The following is a 14,248-nucleotide window of genomic DNA, read 5'->3' as shown; positions in this document are numbered from 1 at the left end:
AATCGTCTGGAACGATTTCTAACAGCGTAGCTGACCGCCTGCGGTGAAAGGCAGGAAGCCTTTCATAAAGTGCAGCGCGCGTTTAGATGAACCCGTTGGGCAGCGTTTGTAGGTCATTTGCTACGGCGTTATCGCCAATTTGTGTAGAAGACTACACGACACAGGCTCTGCCTTGTATAAATCACCTTCAAACTGCTGCAAAAACAAACGGCAAAGATCAACAGGCCCTAGGGCCAATGATGAACAGATATTTATCTAAGGATCAGCATAATATCCTTGTGGAATGCGGGGGGCATTGATAAAGTTACCTGATTTTTATTTTTCCGACTCCACTGAGACAGGCTGGTTACATGTTCAAGAAGCTGCGTGGCATTTTTTCTAACGATCTTTCGATCGATTTGGGTACGGCTAACACCTTAATTTACGTTCGCGAAGAGGGCATAGTGTTAAATGAGCCTTCGGTTGTTGCAATTCGAGGCGAACGCGGCAGCGGCGGCCAAAAATCGGTTGCCGCCGTGGGAACAGAAGCTAAGCAGATGCTGGGTCGTACGCCGGGCAATATCCAGGCCATACGCCCAATGAAAGACGGCGTGATCGCCGACTTCTATGTGACCGAAAAGATGCTGCAGCATTTCATCAAGCAGGTGCACAACAACAGCGTTTTCCGTCCAAGCCCACGCGTCTTGGTGTGTGTGCCAGTGGGGGCAACACAGGTTGAGCGCCGCGCGATTCGTGAGTCGGCCATGGGCGCAGGTGCTCGTGAAGTCTATCTGATTGAAGAGCCGATGGCGGCGGCAATCGGTGCCGGTCTGCCGGTATCGGAAGCGACAGGTTCTATGGTAGTGGATATCGGTGGTGGTACTACCGAAGTGGCTATCATCTCGCTAAACGGCGTGGTCTACTCATCATCTGTGCGTATCGGTGGTGACAAGTTTGACGACGCCATCATCAACTATGTGCGCCGCAACTATGGCAGCCTGATCGGTGAAGCCACGGCCGAGCGTATCAAGCACACCATAGGTACCGCCTATCCGGGTGACGAAGTGCTGGAGATCGAAGTGCGCGGCCGCAACTTGGCCGAAGGGGTACCACGTAGCTTTACCCTGAACAGCAACGAGATCCTCGAGGCACTACAAGAGCCACTGTCTGGCATCGTCAGCGCCGTGATGGTTGCATTGGAACAGTCTCCACCAGAACTGGCTTCAGATATCTCTGAGCGCGGCATGGTACTGACAGGTGGTGGCGCCCTGCTGCGTGACCTTGATCGTCTGTTGATGCAAGAGACTGGCATCCCAGTTATGGTAGCCGACGACCCGCTGACCTGTGTGGCCCGTGGCGGTGGTAAGGCGCTTGAGATGATCGACATGCACGGTGGCGATCTCTTCTCTGACGAAAACTAATTCGGCCCAAATAAAATAGGCAGCAAGACTCTGGTTATCCTCCGGGCGAGACACAGCAACTGATGGCTCGCCGCCCCGACACCACAAGGTGAAAGGGTAGAAGTGGGTACCGGGTTCGCTGCCTTAAGTGTTTTATGAAACCTATTTTTGCCCGCGGTATTTCGAATCAATTCAGGCTCACATTGGCAATTGTTTTGTCGGTGATCTTAGTGGTGGCCAACGATAGGCTGGAGCCGGTTCGCCAATCTATCTCCTCTTTGCTCAGCCCCTTACAATACGTGGCCAATATTCCCGGTGTCGTGCTGGATTGGTCGGCCGAGAGTATCGCTACCCGCAACATGCTGGCCAAGCAAAACAAGCAGCTGCTCAGGCAGCAACTCTTGATGAGCGAGCGTCTGCAGCGTTTCGAGCACCTGAGACAGGAAAACGATCGTCTGCGCGCCTTGCTTGGCTCTCCGGTGCATATGGACTCCAAGAAGATGGTTGCCGAGGTGATGGAGGTGGCCAGCGACCCCTTTCGTCACTATGTGGTGCTCAACCATGGCGCCCGTAGCGGCGTATTTGTCGGTCAGCCGGTGGTGGATGCCCACGGCGTCGTCGGCCAGGTGGTGGAGATCAGCGAGCTGACCAGTCGGGTACTGCTGATCTCAGACGTGACTCACGCGATTCCGGTACGGGTGACCCGCAACGATGTCCGCCTGGTTGCCCAAGGCATAGGTGAGCTCGATGAGCTCGAGCTGCGCCATGTGGCGAAGAGCACAGATCTCAGGGTCGGCGATCTCCTGGTTTCCTCAGGCCTGGGTAAACGTTTCCCCGAGGGCTACCCGGTGGCGCGTATCATGAAAGTCGAGCGTGATGATGGCCAGAGCTATGCCACGGTAACCGCCCAGCCCCTGGCGGCGCTGGACCGTATTCGTTATCTGCTGTTGATCTGGCCAGACGGCACCCAGAGTGAATTGAGCGAGCCTCAAGCCGAGCCGAAAGCCGACGAGCCTAAAGCGGAGGAGACGCCATGAGCATGCATATTCCCCACGGACGTTGGGTGGTCTGGCTAAGCTTCCTGCTGGCCATGTTGTTTCAGATCATGCCGCTGCCCGGCCTAGTCGAACCCTGGCGTCCCGACTGGTTGCTGCTGGTCATGATCTACTGGGCGATGGCACTGCCGCACCGTTATAACATCTTATCTGCCTGGTTACTGGGCGTGTTGCTGGATATCTTGCTGGGGGCACATCTTGGCATACGCGCGCTCTCCATGTCGCTGGTGATTTATGTGGTGGTGCTGCATTTCCAGCGGCTGCGTAACTTCCCCATGTGGCAACAGGCCCTGATGGTGGCTAGCCTGGTGTGTCTGCACCATCTGCTGGTGTTCTGGACACAGTTTGTGGTGAATGTGGCCAGCTTCGATGCCAGCCTGTTCCTGCCAGCCCTGTCGAGCCTGATCATCTGGCCTTGGGTATTTTGGATGCTGAGACGCATTCGTCGTATTTATAAAGTGAGATAATCATGCAACTGGTATTAGCCTCTGCCTCTCCCCGTCGTCGTGAGCTGCTGTTGCAGGTCGGCCTGGGCCAAGCTGAATTTAGTTTCGAGGCGCTGGCCGCCGATATCGATGAGAGCCATAGGGCCGGGGAAAGTGCCGCAGAGTTCGTGGTGCGTCTGGCGATCGAGAAGGCCAATGCCGGATTGGCGCTGTGGGGGCAAGCGGATGCCGTGGTGCTGGGCTCAGATACTATAGTGGTATTAGAGGGGGCTATCTTAGGTAAACCTAAGGATGAAGCAGACGCCAGGCAGATGCTTAGTGCGCTTTCAGGTAAGCGCCATAGTGTGATGACGGCGGTGGCGGTGACCGATGGTCAGCGGACCCTGTCTCGATTAGTTGAAACTAAAGTGCAATTTTGCGGCCTAACAGAACAGGCTATCTTGGCTTATATCGCCACCGGCGAGCCTATGGATAAGGCCGGTGCCTACGGCATTCAGGGCCTGGGCGGCTGCTTCGTCGAGGCCATAGATGGCAGCTATTCGGCGGTAGTGGGCCTACCCCTGGTGGAAACCCGGGCGCTGCTGACCGAGATGAAGCTGTTATCCATTTAGCATTTTACCCAGTAGATTGAGCCATTTAGGTGTAAATTGTTCTAAAATTAACGGTCCACTGGGGCCGTTAATGCATTAATCATATTTAAGTGAGTAAGCATGAGTCACATAGTCAAAAACAGAGTACAGAAAAAGATAGGTTCTGAGTTATTGATCAATGTGACGCCGACCGAGGCGCGGGTAGCGCTGGTGGAATATGGCATCCTGCAAGAGGTGCATATCGAGCGCCGCATGAAGCGTGGCCTGGTTGGCAATATCTATAAGGGCAAGGTCAGCCGGGTGCTGCCAGGCATGCAGGCAGCCTTCGTGGATATCGGCCTGGACAAGGCGGCCTTTCTTCACGCCTCAGATATCGTGCCTCATACCGAGTGTGTGGCGGATATCGAGAAGGGCAACTTCGTGGTGCGTGATATTGCCGAGCTGGTTCGTCAGGGCCAGGACATCATGGTGCAGGTGGTAAAAGATCCCTTGGGCACCAAGGGCGCGCGCCTCACCACAGATATCACCTTACCCTCACGTTATCTGGTGTTCATGCCGGGTTCCAGCCATGTGGGCGTGTCGCAACGGATCGAGTCAGAAGAGGTTCGCGCCCGTCTCAAGGGGCTGACCGAGCCCTTCGTCGACGAAGATGGCGGCTTCATTATCCGCACCGCCGCCGAGAATGCCGGCGAGCAGGAGCTGGTTCAGGATGCGGCCTTCCTGCGCCGGGTCTGGGCCAAGGTGTGTGAGCGTCGTAAGCGTCCCGGCGTCTCGCTGCTCTATCAAGATCTCGCCCTGCCTGTGCGTATCGTACGCGACTTCGTCGGCACAGAGCTGGATCAGATCCAGGTGGATTCGGGTCAGACTTATGAGGAGCTGCTACAGTTTACCCAGGAGTTTATGCCCGAGATCGCCGACAAGATTGAACACTATTCCGGCCGGGTACCCATCTTCGATCTCTACGATGTGGAGAATGAGGTACAGCGCGCCCTGGGGCGCAAGGTGGAGCTCAAGTCTGGCGGCTATCTGATCATAGATCAGACCGAGGCCATGACCACTGTGGATATCAACACAGGCGCCTTCGTCGGCCACCGCAACCTTGAAGAAACCATATTCAACACCAACCTGGAGGCGACACACGCCATCGCCCGCCAATTGCGCCTGCGTAATCTGGGGGGAATCATCATCATAGATTTTATCGACATGCTGAATGAAGATCATAAGAAGCGTGTCCTCAGTACCCTGGAGGCGGCACTGGCCAACGACAGGGTGAAGACCAATGTCAGCGGCTTCTCGGGCCTAGGCCTGGTGGAGATGACCCGTAAGCGTACCCGCGAGAGCCTGGAGCATGTGCTGTGTGGCGAGTGTCCGGCCTGTTTCGGTACCGGGAGTCTGAAGACAGTCGAAACCGTCTCCTATGAGATCTTCCGCGAGATCATTCGCCTCAACCGCGGCTATGATGCCGACGAGTTCCTGGTCTACTGCGCCCCCACGGTTTATAACAGCCTCACCGGCGAGGAGAGTCATCTGGTGGCAGAGCTAGGGGCCTATATCGGCAAGCATGTGCGTCTGCAAAACGAGCCCATGTACGCGCAAAACAAATTCGATGTGGTGATAATGTAGTGTCCCGCCCATTCTGTCCCCGCACTTTCGGCCGCCTATGTTGGCAGATGATCGCCATCATAGTGGTGCTCTTCGCCCTGAGTGTCAGCCTGTTCAGAGGCCTGCTGCCTAAGCTGGATCAGGTTCGCCAGGAGCTGGTGAGTTATATCTACCAACAGTATCAGGTGAAGGTCGAAGTGTCAGAGCTGACCGCCGAATGGCAGGCGTTCGGCCCGGCGGTGACCATCAAGCATCTGGTGTTGCCCGTGCAGGAGAATCTGCCGGTCACCTTCATCATAGATAATGTCCATCTCAAGCTGGATTTCTGGGACAGTCTGGTCTCGGCCTCGCCGCAAATTGAGAATGTGATCTTCGAAGGGGTTAAGATTGCCCTGGATCTGGATCGCGTCGGCCAGGGCAGCAAGGGCGAGCAGAGCAGCGATGCTCCTGTGGTGGAGCAGAATACCGATTGGCTTTATGCCCTGATGCTGGAGCAGTTCGATCGATTCGCCATCACAGATGTGACCATGCAGCTGATCAGTCGTTCCCATAAGTTCAGGCCTATTCATATCAGGGACCTGCGCTGGCGTAACTTAGCCGGGCGACACAGGGCCGAGGGGGCGCTGTTTCTCGACGAGCGGGCCTCAGAGGTCGAGCGTCTCTCTCTCGCCGTCGATATTCGCGGCGATGGTCATAGCCCCGAGTCTTTGACCGGTCAGCTCTATCTGGCGGCCAACTCACTGGATCTCGGCGAATGGGCATCGCGCCAGGAAAACCCTTATGCCTCGGGTAAGAAGCTGCCTCTAGAAGGCGTGGTGAACCTGCAGGCCTGGGCCGAATTTTCCAACCGAGCCTTTACCGCGGCGACGGTCGCCTTCGAGCCGAGCTGGTTGCAATGGGAGCTCAAGGGCGAGCAGCAAAAATTTGAGATACAGGGCGGGCAATTCAACTGGCAGCCGCAAGTCTCGGGTTGGCAACTGACTAGCTCAGATCTGGCCTTTGTGACCAATGGCCAGGCCTGGCCGGTGCTGCATATTGGCGCGCGTAAGCGTGACGACCAGTTGATGGCCAATATCAATCAACTCGATGCCAAGGTATTGCTGCCCCTCTTGCCACTAGTGCCCGGCATGGATCTCGATGGCCTCCACCTGTGGCAGACAATGGACCCCAGTGGCACCATAGAGCAGCTCAAGTTGGGTTATGGCGAGCAGCAGGGCTTTGCCCTGTCGGCGCAGTTAACGCAGTTTGCCTGGCAGGCGAGTGGTTCCATTCCGGGGGCCGAGGCGATCGATCTTATGCTCGGCATCCAGGACAGCGATCTCTATCTGTCTGCGCCAGAGCAGCATTATAGATTGGATTTTGATGGCGGCTTCGAGGCGCCACTGTCGCTCGACGGTGATGCCTTTACGCTTAAATACGCCATGGGCGAGGCGGCGCTGGTTGCGCCTAAGCTGCATTTCTATAACGCCGATCTGGATCTCGACGCGGCGATGAAGTTTGGCTTTTCAGGCGAAGCAAGCCTAAATCTGCTGGCTGATGTACAAGTGAAAAACGCCGCCAGGGCCAAATACTATTTTCCGAAACATGGGATGAGTGAGTCGCTTGTCGATTACCTCAGCGGCGCCATCAAGGCGGGACAGAGCCAGGATGCCAAAGTGGTGTGGAACGGCGCCCTCAAGCATTTTCCTTATGACGACAACAGCGGCGTATTCCAGGCCGGTTTCTCCCTCAATCAGGCTCGCTATCAGTTTCAGCCCGATTGGCCCGAGGTGACCGAGCTGAGTCTCGATGCCTTGTTTGAAAATGCGGCCATGGATATCTGGGTGAACAAGGGGATGTTAATGGATGTTCCCGCCGACGGTGCCCATGTGGCCATTCCGCGTATGAGTCATGAGACTCTGCTGACGGTGAGGGCGGATCTTCGCACTCAGGGGGAGGCCGCCAAGCAGGTGTTGCTGCGCTCGCCCCTGGCCGATACGGTTGGCGCGACACTCGAGGTGGTGCAGGTGCAAGGTGATGTCTCGGGCAAGCTGGATCTGAGTATCCCTCTCTATCATGGCGGCAAAGCGCAGATATTGGGGCAGGTAAGCTTCGACGACACCCCCGTTTATGTTACTCAGCCGGGCGTGCAGCTCGAGGGCGTAACCGGTGTGGTGCAGTTTGCCAACGATGTGGTGACGGGCGAGGAGATACAGGCGCGTCTGTTTGAGCAACCCGTGAGTTTCAGCTTCGATACCGGCAAGAGCAACAAAAATTATGGCCTGAACCTGGATATGCAGGGTAAGTGGGCACTGGCCTCGCTCCCACCATCATTGGATAATCCGCTCAAGGATTACTACAGCGGCGAGCTGGATTGGCAGGGCGCCATGACACTGATCTTCGATGAGCTAGGCTATCGTATTCAGGCGCAGGTGAAGAGCGACATGCAGGGCGTCGAGCTTAGCCTGCCGGGTAAGTTTGCCAAGACGGCGGACAGTCAGCGAGCGCTCTCCTTCGAGCTTATCGGCGATAACAAGCAGGCCTCTCTGGGCGCCAAGCTTGGGGATCAGATGGAGTTCTGGGGCGGTTTCGACGAGCAGTCGGGCGACCATCTGGCGCACTTCGACCTGCTGCTGGGACGCCTGTTTAAGCCCGGCGATCAACTCAAGCGTCAGGCCGGCCATCTACAGCTGGACATGCCTGCCACCGAGTTTGCTCCCTGGCTACCCATCATCAAGGAATTCATAGGGGACGCCGCGCTGGAATCCTCCCTAAATGCCGCCATGCGTCAGGCCCTTGAAGAGCAGACACCAGAAACCCCGCTGGTACAGGCAGAAGAAGCGCCTCAGAAGAGCCATTTCTTCCCGCCCTTGATCGCCGTGGATGGCCAGGTACGCCAGTTAAATCTCTATGGGCAGCCGCTGACCGAGTTGAGCCTGGAGGCCTATCCCACAGAGCATGGTTGGCGCTTCGAGGGTAACGCAAACGAATTTAGCGGCCGGGTCGATTTCTATCCCGACTGGTCGACCCAGGGGTTAAAGCTGGTGGCGAGCCGGTTTAACTTTGCCCCCGAAAGTACACAAGGCGACGAGTCTGAGTTAGCCAGCGACGAGGTGCTAAGCATACTGCCGCCGCTGGCGGTGGATGTGGATCAGTTTAGTGTCCACGGCAAGTCTCTCGGTCACCTGGTGTTGCAGGCGACCCCCAAGAATGGCGACTATCAGATTCAGACAATCGCCATCACCACGCCCGGGATCACCCTCAAGGGCAAGGGGGCCTGGTCGAACAGTGAGGGGCAGAACCTGACCGAGTTTGAGGTGGATCTCAAGGCCAAGCAGTTCGATGAGGTCTCCGAGCGTCTGGGTATAGACCCGGGTCTCAAGGAGGCGCCGCTGGATCTGCAGGCCGAGCTGTCCTGGCAGGGAGCACCCCACGCCTTCTCGCTGGAGACCCTCAACGGCCAGATAAGTTATAAGCTGGGTAAGGGCCATCTGTCAGAGGTGAGCGACAAGGGCGCGCGTATCTTCTCCCTGTTCAGCCTGGATTCCCTGCTGCGTAAGTTGTCGCTGGATTTCTCCGATGTCTTCGGTAAGGGGCTCTATTTTAACGCCTTTACCGGTACCCTCAAGCTGGACAACGGCGTGGTGAAGACCACAGATTCCGAGATGGATGCGGTGGCGGGTAACATGAAGGTGCGGGGCTATACCGATCTCACCACAGAGAGCCTCAACTATGACATACGTTTCGTGCCGCAATTGGCCTCCAGCGTGCCGACCGTGGTGCTGCTCAGCACCGGTGGTTGGACCCTAGGCCTAGGCGCGTTTGCCCTGACCAAGGTGCTGGAACCGGTGATCGAGGTGATCTCGGAAATTCGCTTCAGACTGACGGGCACCATGTCAGAGCCTAAGCTCGAGGAGCTGGAGCGTAAGAGCAAGGAGATAGAGATCCCCGAGTCTGTCTTGCCTCGCCAACCAGAACAGCAGCCTGGCGCAGAGACTAAGCCCCAGAGCGAATCGAAAGAGCCGAAACAGGAAAAGGCGCAAGAGCCAAAACAACAGCTTCAACAAGCACAGCAGCAACAACAGAATCAGGCGCAACAGTCATCGTCTGCGGAGCAGCCAGAGGCCGGGGCCGAACAAGTGCCTGCGGCGACGACTCAGTCCGAGGCCGTTTCGGTAGATGAGCAGGTGATGCCATCGGGTGTCGCTATCCCTAAGAATGCGGTCGAAGCCATGCCCGAGTTTAAAGAGACGCCGACCGGCCTGCAGCCCGTCGAGCAACAACCTCAGGCGCCGCAACAGCAAGAATCACAGGAAAAGCCGGTGAACAAGGAGCCAAGCGATGCTGGTCAGCCTATTACAATGTCAGAGTGGTCGCGACGTCGAGGAGAACCTCAAGTTTATTCGCGCGCAGCTTGATCTGCTAGAGAGTAGTGAGCGCCCCCATCTGGTGGTGTTGCCAGAGTGCTGTCTGCTGTTTGGTGGTCACGAGCGCCAGCAGTTGGCCTATGCCGGCAATGATGCCGACAGCGAACTCAAGCTGACCCTGGCCGCCTTGGCCAAGCAGTATGGCATCTATCTGGTGGCGGGCACCATTCCTATCCTGGCGGATGAGGGGCGGGTGTTTAGCCGCAGCTATCTGTTTGACGACAGCGGCGAGACCTTAGGCCATTACGACAAGCTGCACCTGTTCGATGTGGATGTGGACGACGGCACCAAGTCCTACCGGGAAAGCGATACCTTTTGCCCCGGTGAGGCGATAAGCGTTATCGATACGCCTTTCGGTAAGGTCGGGATGGCGATATGCTATGACATCAGGTTTGCCGATCTATTTCGGGCCATGCGTCTGCAGGGGGCGGAGATCATCGTCTTGCCGGCGGCCTTTACCCGGGTGACCGGGCGGGTGCACTGGCTGCCTCTGCTGCAGGCCAGAGCCATAGAGACCCAGTGCTTTGTGTTTGCGGCCGCTCAATGGGGCGAGCACAATCAGGGCAAGCGCGAGACCTGGGGACACTCCTGCGTCATCTCTCCTTGGGGGGAGGTGCAGGCTATTCAGCCCGAAGGTTGTGGCTGGTTGTCGGCAGAGATAGACCTGGCGACCCTAGAAGGGATACGTCGTAACATCCCAGTGGTCGCTCACAATCGTTTCGAGCCACCCAAATTAAAGAGATAATAAAATCGCGTCTTCATGCAGGCGCCATAGAGAGAGAATTAATGCCATTTTTAACCCAAGTAGAACAGAGCCTCTTGCAAGACGGATTGTCGCTGGATCAGTTGCAAGGCTATATCAATAGCATTCATCAGCATCAGGTGGACTTTTCCGATCTCTATTTTCAGGGCAGTCGCCACGAGTCTTGGGTGTTAGAAGATGGCATAGTCAAGGAAGGCAGCTTCCATATCGAGCGCGGCGTGGGCGTGCGTGCCATCAGTGGCGAGAAGACAGGCTTCGCCTATGCCGATGAGATCACCCCCGTGGCGCTTAGCGCGGCGGTCGAGGCGGCTCGCGGCATCTCGGCGGCGGGCAAAAGCGGTGGTGTACAGGCCTGGAAACAGCAGAAGGTCACGCCGCTCTATCAGAGCGCCGACCCTATCGCCGCCATGGAAGAGGTGAAGAAAATAGAACTGCTCAAGCAGGCAGACGCCTATGTACGCAGCCTGGACCCGCGCATCATACAGGTGGTGATCAGCCTCTCTGGCGTGCATGAGGAGATCCTGGTGGCGGCCAGTGACGGCACCCTGGCGGCGGATATTCGCCCGCTGGTACGTTTTAACTGTAGTGTGGTGCTGGAGCAGGAAGGCAAGCGCGAGCGCGGCGCCAGCGGTGGCGGCGGACGCCATGATTATCAAGTCTTTTTCGAGTCGGGCGACGACGGTCTGCCCAGCTGTTTTGCCTTTGCCCGCGAAGCCGTGCGTCAGGCCTCGGTCAATCTGACCGCCATAGATGCACCCGCCGGCGAGATGCCTGTGGTACTGGGGGCCGGTTGGCCCGGTGTCTTGTTACACGAGGCGGTGGGGCATGGCCTGGAGGGTGACTTTAACCGTAAGGGCAGCAGCGCCTTTAGTGGCCTGGTCGGACAGCAGGTGGCGTCAAGCCTGGTGACCGTGGTGGACGATGGCACCCTGGAAAATCGCCGCGGCTCACTGAGCATAGACGATGAAGGGGTGGCGACGCAGAAGACAGTGCTCATTGAGGACGGCACTCTCAAGGGCTATATGCAAGACAAGCTCAACGGCCGTCTGATGGGCCAGGCCTCAACCGGTAATGGTCGCCGTGAGTCTTATGCGCATCTGCCGATGCCGCGCATGACCAATACCTATATGGAAGCCGGCGACAGCTCGCCTGAAGATATCATCAAGTCGGTCGACAAGGGGATCTATGCACCTAACTTTGGCGGCGGCCAGGTCGATATCACCTCGGGCAAGTTTGTGTTCTCGGCGTCCGAAGCCTACCTCATAGAGAAGGGCGAGATCACCCAGGCGATCAAGGGGGCGACCCTAATTGGTAATGGCCCCGAGGCCATGGGGCAGATCTCCATGGTGGGGAATGATTTGGCGCTCGATAAGGGCGTCGGTGTCTGTGGCAAAGATGGTCAAAGCGTGCCCGTGGGTGTGGGCCAGCCTAGCCTGAAACTCGACCGCTTGACGGTGGGCGGCACGGCCTAGTTAGCCGGATCTCGCTGTCTGTAGAAAGCGAGATCCGGCGATTGCTGGGAAGGCTGCCGATAAGGCGCTAGAGAAGCTTGTCAACAAGGCCTGCTTCTCAACGCCTCCATAGGGTGTTAACATTTGCCAAGGAAGTAGAGTATTAGCTCTAGAGGTGTAGATGAGATATTCACATGTTATTTGGCTGTCGTTGTTGACCCTGGCGGGGCATGCGGCGCAGGCGCAAGAACTCGCCTTTGGCGAGGCCTGGCAGCAGCTGCTACAGGTCAGCGACAAGTTGCAGGCCAGTCAGCAGGAGGTCAACCGTGCCCAGGCCGAAAGAGCCGCCGGGGAGGATCTCAACCTGCCTTCGCTGTCGATCAACGGCAGCTACACACGCTTAGAGAAACCCCTGGAGCTGGACCTGAGGGATCTCAATCCCTTAGCCAGTCTCGATCCCGCGAGTCTGCCTCCGGCGCTCGGCGCCGCCCTGGGCGCTATTCCTGGCTCGCTGTTTATTACCCCTTTTACCGAGCAGGATGTCTTCCGCTCCAGCCTGCAGGCGATGTGGCCTATCTATACCGGTGGCCGTATCAGCGCCGCGCAGGGGATCCATGAGGCGCAAGTCGCCGAGAAGGAGCAGCAGCATCAGCTATCGACGCGGGATCTCTTCATCAAGCTGGTGGACAGATATTATGGGGTGGCGGTGAGTCATGCCCTGATGACCACCCGAGGCCAGCTGGTGGACGCCTTGAGTGAGCATGCCGAGCATGCCGTCAAGCTGGAAGAGCAGGGACAGATCGCCAAGGTCGAGCGTCTCAACGCCCAGGTGGCGTTGGAAAATGCCCGGGTGGACTATGCCAGTGCCAAGCGTCAGCTGGAGATGACTCAGATCGCCCTGTCGCGCATGTTGCATCGGGAGAATATCGATACCGCCTCCAGGCTATTCATGCTGGAAAACTCGCCCTCTTTAGGCCAATTAAGCCAGCTGACCCTGACGACACACCCGGCGCTCAAGCTGCTGGAAGCCAAGGAAGTCCAGGCCAATGGCCTTATCGATGTGGAGAAGGGCAGTTATTACCCCACCGTCTTCCTTTACGGCAACTACACCCTGTATGAGGACGATAGCCTGCTGGCGAAGATGGAGCCCGATTGGATGGTCGGCGTCGGGGTGAAGATCCCGCTGATCAGTCGCGACGGACGCAGCGGTAAGGTCGAAGCCGCCCGCAGTGCCTTGCTTCAGGCACGTTACACCAAGGCGCAGACCCAGCAGGATCTCAGCCTCTTGCTGGACCAGAGCTATCGCCAGCTCGAGCAGGCCAGGGAGGAGACCGAGTCACTCAACCTATCGCTGGCCCTCGCCAAAGAGAATAAACGCCTGAGGGATCTCGCCTTCAGTCAGGGGTTGTCCACTTCGATTGAGAAAGTTGACGCCGAGCTCAAGCTGAGCGGCGTGCAGACCCAACAGTTGGCGGCCCAGTACCGCTATGTGCAGGCCTATGCCAGATTGATGGCCATCAGTGGCCAGTTAGATGAATTTATCGGTCGCTCATCGAGTGCCCAGGAGAGAGTCAATGCGAACTAATAGAGTCTTAGCCGTTGTCGCCTTACTGGTGTTGGTGGCTTTACTCGGGTACGGATTAAAGTTAGCCCATACCCCTAAGCCCGAACGACTACAGGGGCAGATAGAGGCCAGGGAATACAACATCTCCTCCAAGGTGCCGGGACGGGTCGCCGAGGTGCTGGTGCGCCGAGGCGATCGGGTGGCCGAGGGGGATCTGTTATTTGCCATCGACAGTCCCGAGCTCAACGCCAAGCTGATGCAGGCCCAGGGGGGCCGCGATGCTGCCAAGGCCTTGCAGCAGGAGGCGGATAATGGCGCCCGTAAGCAGCAGGTTGCCGCGTCGAAAGAGCAATGGTTGAAAGCCAAGGCGGCGGCGACCCTGGCCGAGACCACTTATAAACGCGTAGAGGTGTTGTTTAGCGAAGGGGTGCTGGCGCGCCAAAAACGCGACGAGGCCTTTACTCAGTGGCAGGCAGCCAAGTATACCGAGCAGGCGGCCTACGCCATGTATCAGATGGCCGAGGAGGGCGCTCGCGAAGAGACCAAGGCTGCGGCCGAAGGCAATGCCCGTATGGCCGAGGGGGCGGTGAAAGAGGTTAGTGCCATTTTGGCCGACAGCCAGATGCGCTCGCCCAGAGCCGGCGAGGTGAGCGAAGTCCTGTTGCAGCCAGGTGAGCTGGCGCCGAGCGGATTCCCCGTGGTGAGTATTATCGACATGCAGGATGCCTGGGCGGTTTTCCAGGTGCGTGAGGATCAGCTTAAAAACTACAAGATAGGCGACACCCTCGAGGTCGAGATTCCGGCATTGGGGGCCAGTTATCCGTTCACCATCAAGCATATTGGCGTGATGGGCCACTTTGCGACCTGGCGCTCTACCGAGAGCGGTCACGACTTCGATATGCGCACCTTCGAGATGGAGTTGCGGCCAGACGCCCCGATCGCCGATCTGAGAGTGGGCATGACAACCTTGCTGGTGCGTTAAGCCTTGGCCA

General features: G+C 57.5%; 10 protein-coding genes. All 10 read left to right on the top strand.

The window, feature by feature from the left end; genetic code table 11:
• Positions 1–350: 350 nt before the first annotated feature.
• Positions 351–1,400, top strand: a complete 1,050-nt coding sequence (locus L1D47_RS03140) for a rod shape-determining protein (protein WP_011864209.1) — start codon at positions 351–353, stop codon at positions 1,398–1,400.
• A 134-nt stretch (positions 1,401–1,534) separates the two neighbouring features.
• Positions 1,535–2,416, top strand: coding sequence for a rod shape-determining protein MreC (mreC, locus tag L1D47_RS03135; protein ID WP_239882526.1), 882 nt, complete (start codon positions 1,535–1,537; stop codon positions 2,414–2,416).
• Positions 2,413–2,901: a rod shape-determining protein MreD gene (gene mreD, locus L1D47_RS03130; RefSeq protein ID WP_041510821.1), complete on the top strand. Its 489-nt coding sequence runs from the start codon at positions 2,413–2,415 to the stop codon at positions 2,899–2,901. Before mreC ends, mreD begins: the two co-directional genes overlap by 4 nt.
• 2 nt (positions 2,902–2,903) lie before the next feature.
• Positions 2,904–3,491, top strand: coding sequence for a Maf family protein (locus L1D47_RS03125; protein ID WP_275661365.1), 588 nt, complete (start codon positions 2,904–2,906; stop codon positions 3,489–3,491).
• A 99-nt stretch (positions 3,492–3,590) separates the two neighbouring features.
• Positions 3,591–5,093, top strand: coding sequence for a ribonuclease G (gene rng, locus L1D47_RS03120; protein WP_052813792.1), 1,503 nt, complete (start codon positions 3,591–3,593; stop codon positions 5,091–5,093).
• Positions 5,093–9,469: a YhdP family protein gene (locus L1D47_RS03115; protein ID WP_345778748.1), complete on the top strand. Its 4,377-nt coding sequence runs from the start codon at positions 5,093–5,095 to the stop codon at positions 9,467–9,469. The genes rng and L1D47_RS03115 overlap by 1 nt, the downstream gene beginning before the upstream one ends.
• Positions 9,393–10,223, top strand: a complete 831-nt coding sequence (locus L1D47_RS03110) for a carbon-nitrogen hydrolase family protein (RefSeq protein ID WP_239882524.1) — start codon at positions 9,393–9,395, stop codon at positions 10,221–10,223. Before L1D47_RS03115 ends, L1D47_RS03110 begins: the two co-directional genes overlap by 77 nt.
• Before the next feature lie 41 nt (positions 10,224–10,264).
• On the top strand, positions 10,265–11,713 hold the full coding sequence (gene tldD, locus L1D47_RS03105) for a metalloprotease TldD (protein WP_239882523.1): 1,449 nt from the start codon (positions 10,265–10,267) through the stop codon (positions 11,711–11,713).
• A 160-nt stretch (positions 11,714–11,873) separates the two neighbouring features.
• Positions 11,874–13,277 carry a TolC family protein gene (locus L1D47_RS03100; protein ID WP_239882522.1) on the top strand — a complete coding sequence of 468 codons (1,404 nt, stop codon included), beginning with the start codon at positions 11,874–11,876 and terminating at the stop codon, positions 13,275–13,277.
• Positions 13,267–14,238 carry a biotin/lipoyl-binding protein gene (locus L1D47_RS03095; protein ID WP_239882521.1) on the top strand — a complete coding sequence of 324 codons (972 nt, stop codon included), beginning with the start codon at positions 13,267–13,269 and terminating at the stop codon, positions 14,236–14,238. Before L1D47_RS03100 ends, L1D47_RS03095 begins: the two co-directional genes overlap by 11 nt.
• Positions 14,239–14,248 lie beyond the last annotated feature (10 nt).

Source organism: Shewanella sp. Isolate7, from assembly GCF_022398425.1.
Lineage (GTDB): Bacteria > Pseudomonadota > Gammaproteobacteria > Enterobacterales > Shewanellaceae > Shewanella.
This window is presented reverse-complemented; position numbering and strand designations above follow the sequence as displayed.